This is a genomic window from Bradyrhizobium sp. Ken64 (assembly GCF_055807555.1).
The window spans coordinates 74,889-94,930 of sequence record NZ_JBVVPA010000010.1 but is presented as its reverse complement, the minus strand read 5'-3'; the positions used below and the strand labels follow the sequence as shown (position 1 = coordinate 94,930).

The following is a 20,042-nucleotide window of genomic DNA, read 5'->3' as shown; positions in this document are numbered from 1 at the left end:
GGCCGGACTTCATCGCGCGTTGACTAAAGCGGCTGCTTCAGGGGCGTCCTCTGCCGCCTCCTGAAACAGCACGGCGAACAGCAGGGTCCACAATGTCAGGAGAGAAATGGGGATCGTGTAATATGGCGTCGCGATCGGATAGGTGAAGAAGAAGGTGAGGTTGAGCGCCAGATTGGCCATCGTGAGCAGCGCGACGCGACGCGTGCCGTTCGCCTGCCGCAACAGCCAGATCGAGCCTGCAATTCCGACCACGATCAGCAGGGTCTGGAGCGGGTCGGCGAAATAGTCCCGGACCACCGCGAACGAAAAATCCAGCGGCCTGACATCGGGGTTGTTGCCATAGGTCGACGCGAACGGACTGCCGGCGTTGACGGCGTAAGAGACGATGGTCGGCATCACGCCGGCCAGCAATGCGACGCCGAACACGAGCCCCTGCAAGAACCTGGACAACGTCCGTTCCGCAAGGAACGCGACGAGGAGAAACAGGCCGTAGCCGGACGCCAGGAAGAGGTTGGCCAACCGGAAATCGACGGTCAATCCGAGCAGGAAACCGATCGGCGCCAGCAGCCAGATCTTCGGTTGAGATCGCGGGCCCGCCAGCCATCGCGCCGTGAGACATCCTGCGAGCGCGCACACGACGACGGTCGGGGCCATCGAATAGCTCGCCTTGACCGGATTGACCATCAGGTAGATCGCAAGACAGCCGAACGTCCCGGCCATCAAGACCGACCTCATGCTGCGCGCGAGAGAAAGCGCAAACAGCGCAAAGCCGAGGACGACAATGGTCGCCAGCATGTACATGGGCACGACCTGGTGACCCGGCGGAAACAACGCCAACACAAGGCCGACACCCGGCGGGTATTGAATGACGACCTTCCCCGTGGCCGGCATCAGATTGTGACAGGGCGCAGCGGTCGTATCGTTCCAGTCCGGGTAGCCGATCTCCTTCAGCTTTGCTTTCTGATAGCCATCGTCGTCGCGGGTGAGGTTGGTGTCGAATCCCTCCACCAGTCCGAACCGCTGGAACAGATGCGCCTGCCTGAGGTAGCAGATGTCGTCATAGACGCCGCGATCCTCGTTCCATCGCATCATGGTCCAGAAATGGCCGACCAGCACCGCGAGAAACAACACGGCGAAGACGGCTTTGCTGGAGTGGATTTTCTTCATCGGGATCATGCTGGGGCGGGAGGTCGCTGCTTCAGCGGAATGCAAGATAGAGATTGGACGATAGCGGGCCGAGCGACAAACCGGTGTAGCCCACCGTCGCTGACTTAGAGATGGAAGAGTTGGCGGCGAGCCCCAGCAGCCGTTTTCGCGTCATGAGGATCAGGTTCTGCTCGTCGGTCCATTCCGACTTGCCGGCGATCGTGCAGGCGATCCTGAAGGTGCCGTCCAGATAATGCGCCAGCGGGATGGCCGTGTGGTGCTCGACCGGAAAGAACCTGTTGGGCACCGTGATGAACACCCGCCGCGCGACGCGGCAAAGCTCCGCGACCAGGAGCACCTGGTTTCCGTGGCTGCCGGCATGTTCGAGCACGGCATTGGACGTCGCGACATCGAACGCATTGTCGTCAAACGGCAGCCGCGTATTCGGTTCGATCTGCACGTAACGGCAACGCGGAAAAGCCGCCTTGAATCCTATTCCTTCGCCGAGGCCGCAGGCCGTGATCTTGTGCTGATGCGGGTAGCTTCGCTCCAGCACGTTTGCGCCGTCGTTAATCACGTCGGATACGCCGACATCCAGGATCTCGTCCGCCGCAGACGGCTGCATCCGGGCGATGAAATCCTGGAAGATGCGGTCGCGCGCCGCGATCAGCAGCTTTTCCGCCGTGCTCCCGGACGCCACTTCCCGGTAATATTGCTGATCGACCGGCACCGCCCTACCTTCATGTGAGCTTCGAAGTGATGGCGCGTCAGGTGCGCGTCTTGCTCCAGTCGGGACCGACCGGCCCCGACACACCTTCGAACGCACCCTCGACCAGCTCGATGACGAGGAGCCGGTTGTAGTCAACCGGGCCCGGCATCGTGACGCGTCCCTTGGCGACCTGCTTGAAGCCGACGCGGCTGTAATAGGGCTCGTCGCCGACCAGCAGCACCAAGCGATGGCCCTGCGCCTTCGCATCCTTCAGCGCGCGCTCGAGCAGCAACCGGCCGACGCCGCGGCTGCGGAACGGAGGCTCGACCGTCAGGGGCCCGAGCAGCAGTGCCGGCGTGTCGCCGACGCAAATCGGCAATTGCCGGACGGATCCGACCAGCAACGTACCGACGCGGGCGGTGAAGGATAGATCGAGCACATGATCCACATGCTCGCGGATGCGGTACGCGCTGAGCACGAAGCGGCCGGGTCCGAAGGTGCGCTCGTGCAGCCGCTCGATTGCCTGAGCATCGCCGGCGGCTTCCGACCGGATGGTGAGGGAGAGATCGTTCATCGCGTCGGCGGGATATCACCTTGGAGGGCAGCGGTCCATACGATTGCGCCCGGCCCCGGAGGCAATTTCAGGTCCGCCCGAGCGGCGGTTGGGATAGGTAGGCGAGCATCTTCATTTCCCGACGGCCACGCGTCACGGTGTCGAGCACGAGCCCCGACGAAGCCGAAAGCAGCGCCATGATCATCAGGCCCATGGAGAGCACGGCGGTCGGCAGGCGCGGGACGAGGCCGGTTTCGAGGAAGGTGATCACCACGGGCACTCCGAAAGCGATCGACAGCAGCGCGAAGGCGATGCCGATCGCCGAAAAGAAGCGCAGCGGCCGCTCCGACCGGTTGAGCTTCAGCATCGTGTTGAAGATGCGCAACCCGTCCTGCCATGTGTTGAGCTTGGAGAAGGAGCCTTCCGGGCGCGCGTAATAGGGCGTCTCGACCTCGGCGACCGGCAACGACAATTCCAGCGCATAAACCGCAAACTCGGTCTCGATCTCGAAGCCGCCGGACAGGACCGGAAAGGATTTGACGAAGCGGCGCGAGAACACGCGGTACCCGGACAGGATATCCTTGAAGGCGTGGCCGAAGGTCGATGCCAGAAAACCGGTGAACAGCCGGTTGCCGATGCGATGACCGCGACGGTAGGCCGCCTGCGATTGATCGATACGCAGACCGACAACCATATCCAGATGCTCATCGATGAGCTGATCGATCATGCGCGATGCGCTCGGCGCGTCGTAGGTCGCATCGCCATCGACGAGCACGTAGATGTCGGCCTCGATGTCCGCAAACATGCGGCGCACGACGTGGCCTTTGCCCTGGCGCCGTTCGCTGCGCACGATCGCGCCCGCCTCGCCCGCGACCGCCGCGGTGCGGTCGGTCGAGTTGTTGTCGTACACGTAGACCTCGGCCGCAGGCAGTGCCTTGCGGAAATCGGCGACGACCGTCGCGACGGCGGCTTCCTCATTGTAGCAGGGCACCAGCACGGCGACCCGAAATGGCCATGACCTCGTCGATTGAGACAATCTTCATCCCTCGTCCATGCGCCGACACCGCAAGCGCGGCGATTTACTAGCACAGGCAGCCATCACCGCCACGTCGCAATCCGCGGCCTGTCGTGAAGGACTTCCGCGATCCGCAGCCGCGTGCCGGGCGTGGTCCCCTCGGGCAGCGCGGTGACCGCGAAGAACCCGCACTCGGCGATCTCGCGGTTGGGCGCGGGCAGGCGATCCTGCTTGAACTGCCTGACGACGTAGACCGCGACATGGTCGCGGCGGGAGACGTGACTGTTGAGGAAGATGCCGTGCAGCACGGCGTCGCCGGTGAGATCGATATCCCCCTCCTCCTTGAGCTCGCGCCGCAGCGCCTGCTCCATGGTCTCGCCGAGATCGACGCCGCCGCCGGGCAGATACCAGCCCGTGACGTAGCTGTGCCTGACCAGGAACACCCTGGTGTCGGCATCCAGCACCACGGCGCGGACGCCGAGAGTCATGCCGCGGACCAGCAGGAAATAGGCGTGGAAAATTCGCCGCAGCAGCGGCTCGAATCTCCGTCGGACGCTGTTCAGACCTTCCGCCATCGGGCTCCCTTGATGCCCCGCTTGCACCTGGCCTGCGACCTTGCCATTACAGCGGGCGAATAGCGAGGCAATCGCCCCCCATGGCCCCCTTCACGCTCGCCCATCTGTCCGACCCGCATCTGCCGCCGCTGCCGAAGCCGCGGCTGATCGAGCTCGCGGGCAAGCGCACGTTCGGCTATGTCAACTGGACGCGCAACCGTCACAAGTACCAGCGCCGCGAGGTGCTCGACGCACTCGTCGCCGACGTGAAGGCGCAAGCTCCCGACCACATCGCGGTCACGGGCGATCTCGTCAATCTGGCGCTGGAGGCGGAGTTCGCGCCGGCGCGCGCCTGGCTGGACGGCGTCGGCCCGCCCGATCGCGTCACCACCATTCCCGGCAATCACGACGCTTATGTTCGCGCCACCTCTCATCGCTTCGGCGAAACCTTCGCGCCCTATATTGCAGGGGACGACGGCCGTATCGGCTTTCCGAGCCTGCGCCGGCGCGGGCCGCTCGCGCTGATCAGCCTGTCCACGGCGGTGCCCACCTTGCCGTTGATGGCGACAGGTACGCTCGGACGCGAGCAGCTCGCGTCGCTCGAAGAGGTGCTCGAACGGCTCGCAGCCGAGGACGTCTTTCGCGTGCTGCTGGTGCATCATCCGCTGAAGTCCGGCGCGCGCCACAAGCGCATGACCGACTCGGCCGAACTGCTGACGCTTTTGCAACGCCACGGCGTCGAGCTGATCCTGCACGGGCACGACCACATTCATTCGACGATGTGGTTCGAAGGCCCCAACGGCAACATTCCCGCAATCGGCGTGCCCTCGGCCTCGTCGCTCGCGCACGGGCACACACCGGCTGCGGCCTACAATCTGTTCACGATCGAGAAGGACAACACCGGCTGGCGTTGCGAGCAGACGGTGCGGAGCGTGGGGACTGGACTTCGGATCGGGCAGATCAAGCATGTGAAGTTGATCTAATTTAGTTCGCCGTCATTGCGGGCGTGATCCGTAGCCCGGATGGAGCGGAGCGTAATCCGGGGCGGTGCAATCTGGAGCGAGAGGTGTCCCGGATTGCGCTGCGCTCCATCCGGGCTACGAGAGGTCACCAGCTCCGCAGGGCCGCGAGCACGGCAACGCCGAACAGCGCGGCGGCGCCGAGCAAAAATCCGAACACGAACGGCCAGAGGCGCGAGCGGCGCCGCGGCGGTGCGACCTCGGGCTTCGGCTCGGGCGGGACCACCATCGCATGCTCGCGCTCGATCATGCGGCGCGCGACGTAGTCGGTCACGGCCTCGACGATGACAGCGGTGTCGTGCGATTCGGCGAGCACGATGCGGCCGAAGCGGGTGTCCTGCACGAAGCGGTACATCCGCTTGTCGCGCCCCATCACGATGTGCGCGACGACATCGATCCAGAGCCTGGGCGTATCGCCCTGGCTGATGCCGCGATCGAACAGGTCGATCTGGTCCGGCACCTGCGCGAACAGGGGATCGAGCGAATCGTTAAGGATCTCGAGCCGCGCCACCTCGGCATCGCGCAAATCGACGACGACGCCGGTCCGGTCGGCGGCCTCGATCCGCGCGCGCAACAACGCATCGCGCAGCCGCACCGGGCGCGGCTGGCTGGGATGGATCCCGCTGGTCTCGGGCTCTGACATTGGCGGCCTCGTCCTCACTTGGCGGGATTAACCTATCAGCAACCAAAGTGTCCGCAAAGGGCCTACAATTCCAGTGACTTACGGCGCCCACAAATCTTTCACCTGTGCCAAAAACAGACGGTCCCACCCGGCTTGCGCCGGATGGGACCCTCCGTCCTTGGACGTCTTCTTATTCAGATTGGCATGTTAGTCAGATTTCACGCCGAGACCCGCGACGGCTCTTCCACGATCGAGAAGCGGACGCCGGCCTTGTGGCGGTTCTCTTCCGAGACCGAGCGCCAGGCGTCCTCGGCCTCCTTGCGGGTCTTGAACGGACCCTGCACCTGGGCCGAACCTTCCACCAGCTTGTGGAAGTTCATCGAACCGAACTCGCCACCGATCACCCAGAAATTGCTGTTGGTCATTGTCAGTCTCCTGTCGATTAGCGTGATGCGTTAGCCGAACTGGTTCATCGTGTTGTGGGCGCCGCCCGCCTTCAGGGCAGCCTCGCCGGCGAAGTATTCCTTGTGGTCGTCGCCGATGTCGGAGCCCGCCATGTTCTGATGCTTGGCGCAGGCGATACCCTGACGGATCTCGGCGCGCTGGACGTTCTTGACATAGCCGAGCATGCCCTGGTCGCCGAAATATTCCTTCGCCAGATTGTCGGTCGAGAGCGCCGCCGTGTGGTAGGTCGGCAACGTGATCAGGTGGTGGAAGATGCCGGCACGCTTGGCCGAATCCGCCTGGAAGGTACGGATGCGCTCGTCGGCTTCCTTCGCCAGCGGCGTATCGTCGTATTCCGGCTTCATCAGCTCGGCACGATTGTACTTGCTGACGTCCTTGCCCGCTTCCTTCATCGCGTCGTAGACCTGCCAACGGAAGTTGAGGGTCCAGTTGAACGAGGGCGAGTTGTTGTAGGCGAGCTTGGCGTTCGGAACCACCTTGCGGATCCGGTCGACCATCTTGGCGATCTGCTCGATATGCGGCTTCTCGGTTTCGATCCAGAGCAGGTCGGCGCCGTTCTGCAGCGAGGTGATGCAGTCCAGCACGCAACGGTCTTCGCCGGTGCCCGGGCGGAACTGATAGAGATTGGAGGGCAGCCGCTTCGGACGCATCATCTTGCCGTTGCGGTTGATGATGACGTCGCCATTGCGGGCGTTCTCCGCCGTCACTTCCTCGCAATCCAGGAAGCTGTTGTACTGGTCGCCGAGGTCGCCGGGCTTGTGGCTGACCGCGATCTGCTGGGTCAGGCCGGCACCGAGCGAGTCGGTGCGGGTCACGACGATGCCGTCTTCGACGCCGAGTTCGAGGAAGGCGTGGCGGCAGGCCCGGATCTTGGCCAGGAACACCTCGTGCGGCACGGTCACCTTGCCGTCCTGGTGGCCGCACTGCTTCTCGTCCGAGACCTGGTTCTCGATCTGGAGCGCGCAGGCACCCGCCTCGATCATCTTCTTGGCGAGCAGATAGGTCGCCTCCGCATTGCCGAAGCCGGCGTCGATGTCGGCAATGACGGGCACGACATGGGTCTGGAAGTTGTCGATCTTCTCGATCAACTCCTTCTCTCGGGTCTTGTCGCCTTCCTTGCGGGCCTTATCGAGGTTGCGGAAGATATCGTTCAGCTCGCGCGAGTCGGCCTGACGCAGGAAGGTGTAGAGTTCTTCGATCAGCGCCGGCACCGAGGTCTTCTCGTGCATCGACTGGTCGGGCAGCGGGCCGAACTCGGAGCGCAGCGCCGCGATCATCCAGCCGGACAGGTACAAATAGGTGCGATCGGTCTTGCCAAAGTGCTTCTTGACCGAGATCAGCTTCTGCTGGGCGATGAAGCCGTGCCAGCAGCCCAGCGACTGCGTGTACTTGGTAGGATCGCCGTCATAGGCGGCCATGTCGGCCCGCATCAGCGCCGCGGTGTAGCGGGCGACGTCGAGGCCGGTCTTGAAGCGGTTCTGCAGGCGCATGCGGGCGACGGCCTCGGCCGACACCCCGTTCCAGGTCGGCTGGGTCTCCAGGAGCGACCGGGCCGCCTCGACCTCACTTTGATACGAGGCGGGGGCCTGGAGGGTGCTGATGCCGCGGGGCTGGTAATTCATGTGCCTGATCCTTTCACCGGCGATGGCGACCAGCCATCGACATTCTTGACAATGCATTGCGAGATGCGTGTCAGAAGCTAAACGCGAGAAAGCTCAGCTCGTACAGTAGGCTTGTATTTGAATGGTGATGTCATGTAACATCGGTACTTGTAATAGATGTCACTTTGTAAATCTTGTAAATTAAACAGGTCAGCAAGGCTGTCCTTGATGCCCTCTTCTGGAGACCTGAAAATGCCCGCCGGTTCCAGCAAGAAGCTCTTTGTCGGCCCGCGCTTCCGGCGCATCCGACAGCAATTGGGGCTGTCGCAGACCCAGATCGCCGAGGGGCTCGGGATCTCGCCGAGCTATGTCAATCTGATCGAGCGCAACCAGCGTCCGGTGACCGCGCAGATCCTGCTGCGGCTGGCCGAAACCTACGACCTCGACCTGCGCGACCTCGCGACCGCCGACGAGGACCGCTTCTTCGCCGAACTCAACGAGATTTTCTCCGACCCGCTGTTCCGCCAGATCGACGTTCCCAAGCAGGAACTGCGCGACCTCGCCGAGCTCTGCCCGGGCGTCACCCACGCGCTGCAACGGCTCTATGCGGCCTATACCGAGGCGCGGCAGGGCGAGACGCTGGCCGCGGCACAAATGGCCGATCGCGACGTCGGCACCCGCTATGAGGCCAATCCGGTCGAGCGCGTCCGCGAGCTGATCGAGGCCAACCGCAACTACTTTCCGGAACTCGAGCAGGCCGCGGAGACTCTGCGCGACGAACTGAACGTGCCGGCCGAAGAGCTTTACGCGGCTCTCGCGGCACGGCTGCGCGAGAAGCATTCGATCCAGACCCGCATCATGCCGGTGGACGTGATGCGCGAAACGCTGAGGCGCTTCGACCGCCACCGCCGCCAGCTCCTGATCTCCGAGCTGGTCGACCCGCCCGGCCGCGCGTTCCAGCTCGCCTTTCAGCTGGGCCTGGTTGAATGCGCACAGCATCTGGAGACCATCATCGGCCGCGCCGGCCCGCTCGACGACACACCGCGCCGCCTGTTCCGGATCACGCTCGGCAACTACTTTGCGGCCGCCGTGATGATGCCCTACCCGGCTTTCCTGGCCGCGGCGGAAGCGCTGAATTACGACATCCATCTGCTGGCGCAGCGCTTCAATTCCGGCTTCGAGCAGGTCTGCCATCGGCTCACCACCCTGCAGCGGCCGAACGCGCGCGGCATCCCGTTCTTCCTGCTTCGTGTCGACAATGCGGGCAACGTCTCGAAGCGATTTTCATCGGGCACATTCCCGTTCTCGAAATTCGGCGGCACTTGTCCGTTGTGGAACGTGCACTCGACCTTCGACACGCCTGATCGCCTGCTGAAGCAGGTGATCGAGCTGCCGGACGGCACGCGCTATTTCTCGATCGCGCAGATGGTGCGTCGCCCCGTCGCGCCGCACCCGCTGCCGCAGCCGCGCTTCGCCATCGGCCTCGGCTGCGAGATCCGTCACGCCGCGCGCCTCGTCTACGCTGCCGGCATCGATCTGGAGAAAACGGAGGGCACGCCGATCGGCGTCAACTGCCGTCTCTGCGAGCGCGAAAACTGCGCCCAGCGCGCCGAGCCGCCGATCACGCGCACGCTGATCCTGGATGAGACGACGCGGCGGGTGAGCTCGTTCGCGTTCTCGAATGCACGGGAGTTGTAAGGGGACGGCTGCGCGCTGAGTGGCAAGCGCACGCCATTCACTCCGCTGTCGTCCTGGACAAGCGAAGCGCAGATCCAGTACCCATTACCCCGGAAGCGAGTTTGGCGAAGATTCGTAACTACGATCTCGTGCCACAACGACTCGCTGGGGTAATGGGTCCTGGCTTTCGCCAGGACGACATCGGGGAAGCAGCAATCCGCCCAATCCCTACGCCAGCGTATGCACGATCACCGGCCCCGCGGCGGCGCGGGCGTCGCCTGCAAGCAGTGCGCCCAGATCCTTCTCGATCCAGGCGATCGCACGCCTGTTCGCCTCCTCCGCCTGCTCGAACTTGTCGAAGATCGAAATCGCCGTGACCGTGTCGTCGCCGGCGTAGACGACGTAATAGGCGCGGAAGCCGTCGACGTCGCTGATGATCGGAACGGCGCCTTCCTTGATACGGCGCGCCAGCTCTTCGGCGCTCCCGCTTTTCGCCTTGGCCTGACGGATGGCGGCATACATGGCATCCTCCCTTCCGGCTATCTGATGTGGGGCTTGGTACCCGGATCGCATGCTACGCCGAAGCGCGCGGACAATCCACGCTTGGTTAACCCGACACTAATTCACTTCCGCGATCTGCAACCATCGATTAAGCACGCCTCAACATCGCTGCCTTAGTCTCGCCCCACTCACTTTTCGCAAACAACGGCGGCTTATTCTGCCGCGTGAAGTGACATCAGGGGGTTCATCATGCGCATTGCGTTGCTGCTGACCGCGACCGTTGTCGGCGCGCTCTTTGCCAATCCGTCCCATGCCGGACCGCTCGATGCGTCCGCCGGCGCAGCGCAGGCGCTACCGCCGGGCTTCCAGAGCTACCGCGGCTACATGTTCGACCTCTCGGAGAATTCCGACCGCAAGGATGTCGACAAGCTCACCGAGAATGTGAAGAGCCAGATCGACGTGGTCGAGGCTGCCGGCCTCTCGCCGCGCGTGCTGCGCTTCTTCCGCACCGTCCCGATCATCGCCAGCGAGCTGGCCTGCCTCGACGAAGGCGCCGCGACCGCGTGCTACGGCCGGGTCACGCCTGATATCCAGCGCACCGCTCCCCGCACGCTGACGGTCTGGGACCCCAACAAGCAGCGCTGGAGCAATCCGAACGCCGTCGACCTCGCGGTCGATTCCGGCCTCGGCGTGATCATGCTGCGGCCGGACATGATGCGGTACGAAAAGGAAGCCGTGCTGCTGCACGAGCTGCTGCACGCCTACCACGCGCGGCTGTTGCCGGACGGCTACGCCAACAAGGGCGTGATCGGCTATTACGCCTACGCAAAGTCCAAGGATCTCCTGCCCAAGGAATCCTATGCGCTGAAGAATCACATGGAATTCTTTGCGGTGACCGCCAGCATCTTCCTGGCCGGCAAGAGCGAATTCCACGACCCGAAGTCGCGCGAGGCGCTCAAGGAGAAGTTGCCGGACTATTACAAATATCTGGTCGGCGTGTTCGGCTTCGACCCCGATCCGGCAGCGACGAGCGGCCCAGTCGCCTCGCTGAAGTAAGACAGACAAGGCGCGCCTGCGCCGAACACACCAGGGCCGCGTCAACAACGCGGCCCTTTTCTTTTCAAGCTGAGAGTTGTCTTTTCGGGCTGAGAATTGGCAGGCCGTGTGACAGACGGCACAGTCGCCCGATGACGTATCTGGCATCGTCAAGTTCATGAGGGCTGCATCAGGCAGCCTCAAGTGGAAAGATGCCATCATGACAAAGCTCGCCTTCTCCGCTATCGCCGCCCTTGTAACCGTCACGACGCTCGTGGGCTCCGCCCAGATCTCCCCCGCTGCCGCCGGTAGCCTGGACTGGCTCGGTAACGACAATTACGTGCGCTGCCTGAAATATGTCAGCTCTCTCGCCCATGGCGATGCCGCTGCCTACGACCGCGGCCGCAGGGCCTGCAATCGGCAATACTATCCCGGCCATCCCGGCTACGACTACTGAACGGCAAGGATCGACTGACAAAGAGCCGCGCAAACAGCGCGGCTTTTTTGTTTTGGTCACCGGAAGCTGCGGATGACGGGTGGCCGGGAATTGCCAAGGTGGGGCCCGATCTGCATAGTCCGCCCGCATCGATACTGATTTCGAAGAGGATAGAACAACATGGCGGACGCCGACCTGGATGTCGTGATCCGGCAACTGGCCAGACAGCTGCATACGGGCCTGATGTCCCGCGCCAAGGAGCGGCGGGATCGATTCAACGGCCTTGCGGCCAAGGCCAAGGGCAAGGAGACCGGCGACCGCTTCAAGATGATGGCCAAGGCCACCATGGAGCAGGCCATTGCCGCCGCCAAGCGCCTGCAGATGTCCGCCGACAACGTCGCCGACAGTTACGCGCGCTCGATGCGGATCGCCGCCAGCACGCCGGTCGCAGTCAAGGTGGAGAAGAAGGCTGCCAAGGAGAAGCCGGTGAAGAAGGCCAAAGCCAAGAAGGCGAAGTAGGCGCGCACTTTCTTCCTTCTCCCCTTGTGGGAGAAGGTGGCGCGAAGCACCGGATGAGGGGTTGTTTCCGCGAATCCAACTGCAGCAGACTCACGCGCGGAGAGATACCCCTCACCCGTCTCGCCGCTTCGCGGCGAGCCACCCTCTCCCACAAGGGGAGAGGGTTGCAGCGGCGCACGCAGCTCTAGATATCTCTACCGCCCTGGCGCGGCGAGCCGGGTCGGCTCGGCGCGCGCCAGTTCGGCGAGTTTTGCGCGCGCCGCATCGCGGGTGTGGGCATCCTTGCCGGCAGGCAGCGCCAGCGCGGCCTCGAAATCGGCGCGCGCCTCATTCGCCTGGCCGCGGGCGAGGAAGGCGAGGCCGCGGTCGAGCCGAGCCTGCGCATCCGACGGGTCAACGCGGACCGCGGTGTTGTAGCTCAGAATCGCGCGATCGAGATCGCCGGTGGCGGCGAGCGCGAGACCGCGCTGGTGATAGGGCGCGGCGTGCCTGGGATCATGCGCGATCGCCTCGTCGTAATCCTCGATCGCAAGTTCAAGGTCGCCGTTCTGCCGGCGCGCCAACGCCCGATCGCGATAGAGCGAGGCGCGGTTGGGATTGAGATGGATGGCCTCGTCGAAATCCGCGATCGCCCGCCGCCAGTCGCCATGGCGCAGCGCGATCCGTCCGCGCCCCTCATAGGCGAAAGCGATCAGCGAGCCGCGCAGCGGCGAGAAGCCGATCACCGCCGAACAGATGTCGGGCTCGTCCTCGTCCCCGCAATTGACGACAGTGTGCGTGGACAGGCCAATCAGCACGCCCAGGACAATCAACAATGGTACCGCAGCTTTGGTCATCTTCGACGGCGGCAGGCAAAGGGCCGGCCACGCATCCCCTTTCGCAGGAACTGTCACGGCAGGGTGTTAACACCGGCCGAGACCGTCCTGTGTGCGGCAGGTCACAAAGCGCGCAAATTCGGGCGGCTTCAGCGTCGGCCCCAAGGGCCGCGTGAAGACGAGCGGCCCCACGGGCTTCGCGGCGGGTAGTTCTCATTGGCGCCGACCGACGGCGACGCCTGCGCGCCGAGCTCGGCTGCGAGCTGCTGAAGCGCCGCGATGCGATTCTGCGTCGAGGGATGGGTGGCGAACAGATTGTCCACGCCGTGGCCCGACAGCGGATTGATGATGAACATGTGCGCGGTGGCGGGATTTCGCTCCGCCTCCAAATTCGGGACCTGATGCGCCGCGCCTTCGATCTTCACCAGCGCCGATGCCAGCCACATCGGCTGACCGGCGATGCGAGCGCCGAGATTGTCCGCGGCGTATTCGCGGGTGCGGCTGATCGCCATCTGCACCAGCATGGCGCCGATCGGGGCGAGGATCATCATCAGGATCGAACCGACGATGCCCGGACCATTGTTGTCGCGGTTGCCTCCGAAGAACATGCCGAACTGCGCCAGCATCGAGATTGCACCCGCAATGGTCGCGGTCACAGTCATCAGCAGCGTGTCGTGGTGCTTGATATGCGCGAGCTCGTGCGCGATCACGCCGGCGAGCTCCTCGCGGCTGAGTTGGCGCATCAGCCCGGTGGTGACCGCAACCGCGGCATTCTCGGGATTGCGCCCGGTGGCAAACGCGTTGGGCTGCGGCTCGTCCATCAGGAACACGCGCGGCATCGGCAAGCCGGCGCGGCCCGCAAGCTCGGCAACGAGCCCGACCAGCTCCGGCGCGCTGCTGCGGTCGACCTCATGGGCGCCATACATCGACAGCACCATGCGGTCGGAGTTCCAGTAGGTGAAGAGATTGGTCGCCGCGGCAATGACGAGCGCAATCATGGCGCCGCCGGCACCACCGATCAGATAGCCGACACCCATGAACAGGGCGGTGAGGCCTGCGAGCAGCATTGCGGTACGAAGATAGTTCATGGCCGTCTCCCGGGCCGGCCGTGGCCGCTGGAGGCGCTGCGGGCCGGCAAGCATGAGGTAGGGATGACCCCGGCCCGCCCGCAAGGTTTCCGGGTGCGTCGCGGAGCCGCGGCTATTGACCCAGGCAGGGACCCAAGGGCACGATCGAAGCCATGCACTTCGAGATTCTCGGCGAGATTACCGAGATCGAAACCTTCGCCAGCGGCTCCGGCATCCGCGAGGTCGCCCGGCTGCGTCGAATCTATGGGCGAGGACGTTGGCGAAAGCGCAAGGGCATTGCCCGGGTGCGATTATCCGATGGCTCTACCCACATCGCTGAGATACATTGGTATGAGGCTGCCGGCATCGGCCGCAAGGAATTCAAGCTCAAGGGCCTGCTCTGAATCATGACGAAGTCGCGAAGCAAGCAACTGGTGATCTGTGTGGACAATGAGGGGTATGCGGCCTCTCTCGAGAAGCGCAAGATCTATGAGGCGTTGCGCGACCCCGCGGCCGACAAGCATGGCATGCTGCGCATCATCGATGAGTCAGGCGAAGATTATTTGTATCCGAAGACGTTGTTCCGCTCCATCGCGTTGCCACTCGCCGTCAAGCGCGCCGTATTAGCGGCCTAGCGCTCATCCACCCAGTATCAGAGATATCGATGCCGACGAACTGCCTTGGTTCTCGCCTTGCGGTCGCAACGATCGCGGCCGCCGCCCTGCTCACGCTCGCCCTTCCCGCCTCTGCCCAGCTTGCACCGCCGTCCGCAAAACCTGCAGCCCCCAGGGCCACTGCGCCCTCGCCGCGCGCGGCGTCGTGCCATAACGGGGCGAATTTCGATCGGTTTCTGGCCGACGTGAAACAACAGGCCGTTGCCGCCGGCGTGTCGCAGCGGACGCTCGCGGCGACCTCGCCTTACCTCGTCTACGACCAGGGCATCGTCAATCGCGACCGCGGCCAGCGCGTGTTCGGCCAGCTCTTCACCGAATTTGCCGGCCGCATGGCCGCGCCCTATCGCATGCAGAACGGCCAGCAGCACATCAAGCAACATGCGGCGGCGTTCGCGCGCGCCGAAAAGGAATACGGCGTGCCGCCGGCGGTGATCGCCGCGTTCTGGGGACTGGAGAGCGATTTCGGCGTCAACATGGGCAATCTGCCGACACTGAAATCCCTGGTGTCGCTGGCCTATGATTGCCGCCGCTCGGAGATGTTCGTGAACGAGACCATCGCGGCGCTGAAGATCATCGACCGCGGCGATTTGCATCCCGACGAGATGGTCGGCTCCTGGGCCGGCGAGCTCGGACAGACCCAGTTCCTGCCCGTGCATTACGTCAACTATGCCGTCGACTATGACGGCGACGGACGACGCGATCTGCTGCGCAGCGAGGACGACGTGATCGGCTCGACCGCGAACTACATCGCCAACGGATTGAAGTGGCGGCGCGGTGAGCCGTGGCTGGAGGAGATCAAGGTGCCGCAAAACCTGCCATGGGATCAGACCGACCTCACGGTGCAACTGCCGCGCTCGAAATGGGCGCAGCTGGGGGTCACCTATCCCGACGGCAAGCCGCTGCCGAACGACAATCTCGCGGCCTCCGTGCTGCTGCCGATGGGACGCTTCGGTCCGGCCTTCATGGCGTACCCGAATTTCGCGGCCTACACGGAGTGGAATAACTCGCTGATCTATTCGACCACCGCGGGTTATCTCGCCACTCGCATCGCGGGCGCGGCTCCGATGCGAAAGCCGTCCACACCGGTCGCGCAGCTGCCGTTCAACGAGCTCAAGCAATTGCAGCAGCTTCTGGTCCAGGCCGGTTTCAACGTCGGCAAGGTCGACGGCGTGCTGGGCCAGCAGAGCCGCGCCGCGGTGAAGGCGATGCAGATCAAATACGGTCTGCCGGCGGATTCCTGGCCGACGGCCGAGCTTTTGGCCCGCATGCGCGGTGGCACGGCGCAGGCACAGCCGGCGGGGATGGTGCGGTAGAATTTTCGCACTGCACAAGCCCCTCCCGCGATTGTATTTTTCCATGAGGTTCCCATGTGAGTGGCTCAGGTTTCTCCTGAGATTTCCCACCACAGAGCGAGCATCACATGTCCTTCCACGACGCCGTCGTTCCCGCCTATTTGCAAATGCTGAACAGCCTGACCGGCCTGCTCACGAAAGCCGAGGCGCATTGTGCGGCCAAGAAGGTCGACCCGAGCGTCCTGCTGGGCTCCCGCCTGTTCCCCGACATGCTGCCGCTCTCGAAGCAGATCCAGCTGGTCAGCGATTTCGCAGCCAAAGGTTGCGCCCGGCTGACCCATAGCGACGTGCCCTCCACACCGGACACCGAGACCAGCTTTGCCGAGTTGAAGCAGCGCCTGGCGAAGACCATCGACTACGTAAAATCGTTCAAGCCGGAGCAGTTCGAAGGCGCTGATACCAAAGACGTCACCTTCCCGGCCGGCCCCGACAAGTCCATCACCATGAAGGGTCAGCAATTCCTGAGCGCGTTCTCGCTGCCGAACTTCTATTTCCACGCCGCGACCGCCCACGGCCTTCTGCGCCACGCCGGCGTCGAGATCGGCAAGCGCGATTTCCTCGGGGCAAACTGATAAGCGATGATTCAAGCAGCCGCGGCGGGAGATCAAATCTGCTGCCGCGGCTGAAATTGCACATGATTTATGCTGCGCGGCTCCACTGCGCATCTCGCCTGCAGTTTCCGTATGGCTCCTCCCTTGCGTTGATTGCCGCGATGCACAAGTGTTCCGGACCTCTCACCTCCTGGAAGCATTCTCATGAGCCGTTCGACCAAATTGTTTGAGACCTACAAGCTCGGCCCGATCACGCTTGCGAACCGTTTCGTGATGGCGCCCCTGACGCGCAACCGCGCCGTTCCCGGCACTTTCGTACCCGGCGCGCTCGCCGCCGACTATTACGCCCAGCGCGCGTCCGCAGGCCTCCTGATCACCGAAGCAAGCCAGGTCTCGCAGCAGGGCCAGGGCTACCAGGACACCCCCGGCATCTATTCCAAGGAGCAGGTCGCCGGCTGGCGCAAGGCCACCGATCAGGTGCACCAGCGCGGCGGCAAGATCTTCATCCAGCTCTGGCATGTCGGCCGCATCTCGCACGTCGACCTTCAGGCCAATGGCGCAGCCCCGGTGGCGCCGAGCGCGGTCCGCGCCAAGGGCAAGACCTTCGTCAACGGCGGCTTCGCCGACGTCTCCGAGCCCCGTGCGCTCGAGCTTTCCGAAATTCCGGGCATCATCGACGATTTCAAGCGCGCCACGAAGAACGCACTTGAGGCCGGCTTCGACGGCGTCGAGATCCACGGCGCCAACGGCTATCTGCTCGAGCAGTTCGCCAAGGACGGCACCAACAAGCGGACCGATGCCTATGGCGGCTCCATCGAGAACCGCGCGCGGCTGATGCTGGAAGTCTCCAGGGCCGTCGCGGCGGAGGCCGGCGCCGATCGCACCGGCATCCGCATCTCGCCGGTGACGCCGGCCAACGATATCACGGATTCGAACCCGCAAGCCCTCTACGACCATATCGTCGACGGTCTCGCCGCGCTGAAGCTCGTCTATCTCCACGTCGTCGAAGGTGCCACCGGCGGTCCGCGCGACATCGCGCCGTTCGACTATGCGGGCCTGCGCAAGCGCTTCGCTGGCGCCTACATCGCCAACAACGGCTATGATTTCGATCTTGCCACCAAGGTGCTGGACGCGAACGCGGCCGATCTCATCGCCTTCGGCAAGCCTTTCATTTCCAACCCCGATCTGGTCGAGCGGCTGAAGACGGGCGCGGCGCTGAACGATTGGGACAAGAACACGTTCTACGGCGGCGGCGCGAAGGGATACACGGACTATCCGACGCTGGCGGCTGAGCCGGCGGAGTAAGCGGGCACAGCTGTCATACCCGCGAAGGCGGACATCCAGTACGCCGCGGCTTCTCGATTCGATCACGACCGCCTCTGGAATACTGGATCGTCCGCCTCAGTGCGCAATCGCGCACAAGGCGGACGATGACAGCGGAGGAAATCGAGAGAGTACTACGTCACCCAAAACAAGAAAAAGGCCGGGATTGCTCCCGGCCTTTCGTCGCTATGAGACGTGCCTTACTGCAGCGAGGCGCGCTTCGGGGGCTGGGCCGGCCACGACTTGATCAGGGTGTCGTAGTCGACCGTTTCGCCCTTCGGCTTCTCGTTGGCGAGCTTGCGCTGCGGAGCAATCGTGCCGTCCTTCTGGGCCTTGGCGAACCAGAACTCGGCCGTTTCCTTCTTGTGCAGCTTCGGACCGCAGGCACCCTGCACGCCCGACTTCTCCAGACGCTCCATCACGGAGTCCTGGGCCGCGGCGAGCGAGTCCATCGCGGCTTGCGGCGTCTTGGCACCGGACGACGCATCGCCGATGTTCTGCCACCACAGCTGCGCCAGCTTCGGATAGTCGGGCACGTTGTTGCCGGTCGGGGTCCACTGCACGCGTGCGGGCGAACGGTAGAACTCGATCAGGCCGCCGAGCTTCGGCGCACGCTCCGTGAACGACTTGTCCCAGATGTCGGATTCACGGATGAAGGTGAGACCGACATGGCTCTTCTTCAGCGACACCGTCTTGGAGACGATGAACTGGAGATAGAGCCAGGCCGCCTTGCGGCGATCCGCCGGAGTCGACTTCAGCAGCGTCGCCGAACCCGCGTCCTGGTAGCCGAGCTTCATGCCTTCCTTCCAGTACGAACCGTGCGGGGACGGAGCCATGCGCCATTTCGGCGTACCGTCCGCGTTCATCACGGCGATGCCCGGCTTCACCATGTCGGCGGTGAAGGCGGTGTACCAGAACATCTGCTGGGCGATGTTGCCCTGCGCCGGCACCGGACCCGACTCGGAGAAGGTCATGCCCTGGGCCTGCGGCGGAGCATACTTCTTCATCCACTCGAGGTACTTGGTGATCGAATAGACCGCGGCCGGACCGTTGGTGTCGCCACCACGCTCGACCGAGGAGCCGACCGGACGGCAGCCTTCCATGCGGATGCCCCATTCGTCGACCGGCAGACCGTTCGGGATGCCCTTGTCGCCGTTACCGGCCATCGAGAGCCAGGCATCGGTGAAACGCCAGCCGAGCGAGGGGTCCTTCTTGCCATAGTCCATATGGCCGTAGACCTTGACGCCGTTGATCTCCTTGATGTCGTTGGTGAAGAACTCGGCGATGTCTTCATAGGCCGACCAGTTCACGGGCACGCCGAGTTCGTAACCATACTTGGCCTTGAACTTCGCCTTGTAGTCGGCGTTGGTGAACCAGTCGTAGCGGAACCAGTACAGGTTGGCGAACTGCTGGTCGGGCAGCTGGTAGAGCTTGCCGTCCGGCGCGGTGCCGAACGACTTGCCGATGAAGTCGTTGACGTCGAGCATGGGATCGGTGACGTCCTTGCCCTCGCCGGTCATGTAGTCCGACAGCGCGATGGTCTGGCCGTAGCGGAAGTGAGTGCCGATCAGGTCGGAATCGTTGATCCAGCCGTCGTACACGTTCTTGCCGGACTGCATCTGGGTCTGCAGCTTCTCGACGACGTCACCTTCCTGGATGAGGTCGTGCTTGAGCTTGATGCCGGTGAGTTCGGAGAACGCCTTGGCCAGCGTCTGCGACTCGTATTCGTGGGTCGTGATGGTTTCGGAGACCACGTTGATCTCCATGCCCTTGAAGGGCTCGGCGGCCTTGGCGAACCACTCCAGCTCCTTCTTCTGGTCTTCCTTCGACAGCGTCGAGGGCTGGAATTCCGCGATCCACTTCTGGATCGCGGCGTCGTCGGCGGCGCGCACCGGCGCCGAGACGGCCAGCGACACCGCGACGATGGCGGCGACGCTGGACATCGTCAGAAAGCTATTCTTGGTCAATGAACGTTCCCTTCTCCTAAACTGCCGCATGTTATTCCTCCATTGCAGCGACAAACTTTTTACAGACCCGGGTTGGTCCCGGATCTGGCCGTTCCTTCGCGGGCTAGACCGTGCGAAAAATGAGCACGGCCGTAGCCAACGAAATTCCTGATGCGATCCAAAGCCGCGAAATTTCAACTCCGTCCTCGCCGATCGGCAGCGTGGCGAGGGCGTCAGTGCCGGCGAAAGCGATCCAGAGCAGATGGATGACCGCTGCCGTGATCAGGGAGATGAACAGGCGGTCGCCGCGCGTGGTCGGGATGCGCAGCACGCCGACGCGTTCGGCTTCGGGATAAGCCATCCCGAGCCAGGTCATCACGGCAAGCGTGCAGGCGAGCGCGACAAAGAAGATCGCGGTCGGCGGCGTCCAGGCCATCCATGCAATCCATTCCATTGATGCCC

At 63.7% G+C, this 20,042-nt stretch carries 23 protein-coding genes; 10 read left to right on the top strand and 13 right to left on the bottom strand.

The window, feature by feature from the left end:
- Positions 1-9: 9 nt before the first annotated feature.
- The 5 genes from AC0L2F_RS18425 to AC0L2F_RS18405 form a co-directional block, all read right to left on the bottom strand.
- Positions 10-1,167, bottom strand: coding sequence for a hypothetical protein (locus tag AC0L2F_RS18425; RefSeq protein WP_473249337.1), 1,158 nt, complete (start codon positions 1,165-1,167; stop codon positions 10-12).
- Positions 1,168-1,198: 31 nt separating this feature from the next.
- Positions 1,199-1,876, bottom strand: a complete 678-nt coding sequence (locus AC0L2F_RS18420) for a class I SAM-dependent methyltransferase (RefSeq protein ID WP_473249336.1) — start codon at positions 1,874-1,876, stop codon at positions 1,199-1,201.
- A gap of 37 nt (positions 1,877-1,913) precedes the next feature.
- The gene (locus AC0L2F_RS18415; protein WP_473249335.1) at positions 1,914-2,429 is read right to left on the bottom strand and encodes a GNAT family N-acetyltransferase; all 516 of its coding nucleotides are present in this window, start codon (positions 2,427-2,429) and stop codon (positions 1,914-1,916) included.
- 67 nt (positions 2,430-2,496) lie between these two features.
- The gene (locus AC0L2F_RS18410) at positions 2,497-3,444 is read right to left on the bottom strand and encodes a glycosyltransferase family 2 protein (RefSeq protein WP_473249334.1); all 948 of its coding nucleotides are present in this window, start codon (positions 3,442-3,444) and stop codon (positions 2,497-2,499) included.
- Between the two features lie 62 nt (positions 3,445-3,506).
- The gene (locus tag AC0L2F_RS18405) at positions 3,507-3,998 is read right to left on the bottom strand and encodes an NUDIX domain-containing protein (protein WP_007607028.1); all 492 of its coding nucleotides are present in this window, start codon (positions 3,996-3,998) and stop codon (positions 3,507-3,509) included.
- Between the two features lie 80 nt (positions 3,999-4,078).
- Here AC0L2F_RS18405 and AC0L2F_RS18400 point away from each other — a divergent pair, with 80 nt between their 5' ends.
- The gene (locus AC0L2F_RS18400) at positions 4,079-4,960 is read left to right on the top strand and encodes a metallophosphoesterase family protein (RefSeq protein WP_473249333.1); all 882 of its coding nucleotides are present in this window, start codon (positions 4,079-4,081) and stop codon (positions 4,958-4,960) included.
- A gap of 124 nt (positions 4,961-5,084) precedes the next feature.
- Here the strand turns inward: AC0L2F_RS18400 and AC0L2F_RS18395 are convergent, their stop codons facing one another.
- The 3 genes from AC0L2F_RS18395 to AC0L2F_RS18385 form a co-directional block, all read right to left on the bottom strand.
- Entirely contained in the window at positions 5,085-5,639 is a 555-nt protein-coding gene (locus tag AC0L2F_RS18395; RefSeq protein WP_473249332.1) for a hypothetical protein, read from the bottom strand.
- Positions 5,640-5,836: 197 nt separating this feature from the next.
- Positions 5,837-6,043: a DUF4170 domain-containing protein gene (locus AC0L2F_RS18390; RefSeq protein WP_007595122.1), complete on the bottom strand. Its 207-nt coding sequence runs from the start codon at positions 6,041-6,043 to the stop codon at positions 5,837-5,839.
- 30 nt (positions 6,044-6,073) lie between these two features.
- Complete coding sequence (locus AC0L2F_RS18385; RefSeq protein ID WP_473249330.1) at positions 6,074-7,705, bottom strand: isocitrate lyase; 1,632 nt, start codon at positions 7,703-7,705, stop codon at positions 6,074-6,076.
- Between the two features lie 231 nt (positions 7,706-7,936).
- On the opposite strand from AC0L2F_RS18385, the gene AC0L2F_RS18380 reads away from it, so the two are divergent.
- Positions 7,937-9,382, top strand: a complete 1,446-nt coding sequence (locus AC0L2F_RS18380) for a helix-turn-helix domain-containing protein (protein WP_007595129.1) — start codon at positions 7,937-7,939, stop codon at positions 9,380-9,382.
- Positions 9,383-9,589: 207 nt separating this feature from the next.
- Here the strand turns inward: AC0L2F_RS18380 and AC0L2F_RS18375 are convergent, their stop codons facing one another.
- Positions 9,590-9,883 carry an antibiotic biosynthesis monooxygenase gene (locus AC0L2F_RS18375; RefSeq protein ID WP_007607017.1) on the bottom strand — a complete coding sequence of 98 codons (294 nt, stop codon included), beginning with the start codon at positions 9,881-9,883 and terminating at the stop codon, positions 9,590-9,592.
- A 228-nt stretch (positions 9,884-10,111) separates the two neighbouring features.
- On the opposite strand from AC0L2F_RS18375, the gene AC0L2F_RS18370 reads away from it, so the two are divergent.
- The 3 genes from AC0L2F_RS18370 to AC0L2F_RS18360 all read left to right on the top strand — a co-directional run bounded on the left by AC0L2F_RS18370 (position 10,112) and on the right by AC0L2F_RS18360 (position 11,852).
- Positions 10,112-10,918, top strand: a complete 807-nt coding sequence (locus AC0L2F_RS18370; protein WP_063993508.1) for a hypothetical protein — start codon at positions 10,112-10,114, stop codon at positions 10,916-10,918.
- A 199-nt stretch (positions 10,919-11,117) separates the two neighbouring features.
- Complete coding sequence (locus AC0L2F_RS18365; protein ID WP_063993509.1) at positions 11,118-11,354, top strand: hypothetical protein; 237 nt, start codon at positions 11,118-11,120, stop codon at positions 11,352-11,354.
- A gap of 159 nt (positions 11,355-11,513) precedes the next feature.
- Entirely contained in the window at positions 11,514-11,852 is a 339-nt protein-coding gene (locus AC0L2F_RS18360; protein ID WP_473249329.1) for a hypothetical protein, read from the top strand.
- A 194-nt stretch (positions 11,853-12,046) separates the two neighbouring features.
- On the opposite strand, the gene AC0L2F_RS18355 is transcribed toward AC0L2F_RS18360, so the two are convergent.
- Together AC0L2F_RS18355 and htpX are read right to left on the bottom strand one after the other, a co-directional pair.
- Positions 12,047-12,688 (bottom strand): tetratricopeptide repeat protein, encoded by a 642-nt coding sequence (locus AC0L2F_RS18355; RefSeq protein WP_473249328.1) that lies wholly within the window; start codon positions 12,686-12,688, stop codon positions 12,047-12,049.
- A 128-nt stretch (positions 12,689-12,816) separates the two neighbouring features.
- Positions 12,817-13,755 (bottom strand): zinc metalloprotease HtpX, encoded by a 939-nt coding sequence (gene htpX / locus AC0L2F_RS18350; protein ID WP_007607011.1) that lies wholly within the window; start codon positions 13,753-13,755, stop codon positions 12,817-12,819.
- A 152-nt stretch (positions 13,756-13,907) separates the two neighbouring features.
- Between htpX and AC0L2F_RS18345 the strand changes: the two genes are divergently transcribed.
- The 5 genes from AC0L2F_RS18345 (at position 13,908) to AC0L2F_RS18325 (ending at position 17,616) form a co-directional block, all read left to right on the top strand.
- Positions 13,908-14,138, top strand: coding sequence for a hypothetical protein (locus AC0L2F_RS18345; RefSeq protein WP_473249327.1), 231 nt, complete (start codon positions 13,908-13,910; stop codon positions 14,136-14,138).
- Between the two features lie 3 nt (positions 14,139-14,141).
- Entirely contained in the window at positions 14,142-14,369 is a 228-nt protein-coding gene (locus AC0L2F_RS18340; protein ID WP_007607009.1) for a hypothetical protein, read from the top strand.
- Between the two features lie 29 nt (positions 14,370-14,398).
- A complete protein-coding gene (locus AC0L2F_RS18335) occupies positions 14,399-15,721 on the top strand; it encodes a lytic murein transglycosylase (RefSeq protein ID WP_473249326.1) in 1,323 nt (440 codons plus the stop codon).
- Positions 15,722-15,828: 107 nt separating this feature from the next.
- Complete coding sequence (locus AC0L2F_RS18330; protein WP_247475146.1) at positions 15,829-16,332, top strand: DUF1993 domain-containing protein; 504 nt, start codon at positions 15,829-15,831, stop codon at positions 16,330-16,332.
- 183 nt (positions 16,333-16,515) lie between these two features.
- A complete protein-coding gene (locus AC0L2F_RS18325; RefSeq protein ID WP_473249325.1) occupies positions 16,516-17,616 on the top strand; it encodes an alkene reductase in 1,101 nt (366 codons plus the stop codon).
- Between the two features lie 218 nt (positions 17,617-17,834).
- Here the strand turns inward: AC0L2F_RS18325 and AC0L2F_RS18320 are convergent, their stop codons facing one another.
- Both AC0L2F_RS18320 and AC0L2F_RS18315 read right to left on the bottom strand, forming a co-directional pair.
- A complete protein-coding gene (locus AC0L2F_RS18320) occupies positions 17,835-19,577 on the bottom strand; it encodes an ABC transporter substrate-binding protein (RefSeq protein WP_035974864.1) in 1,743 nt (580 codons plus the stop codon).
- 127 nt (positions 19,578-19,704) lie between these two features.
- Positions 19,705-20,034: a DUF2160 domain-containing protein gene (locus tag AC0L2F_RS18315; RefSeq protein ID WP_007606998.1), complete on the bottom strand. Its 330-nt coding sequence runs from the start codon at positions 20,032-20,034 to the stop codon at positions 19,705-19,707.
- Positions 20,035-20,042: the final 8 nt, after the last annotated feature.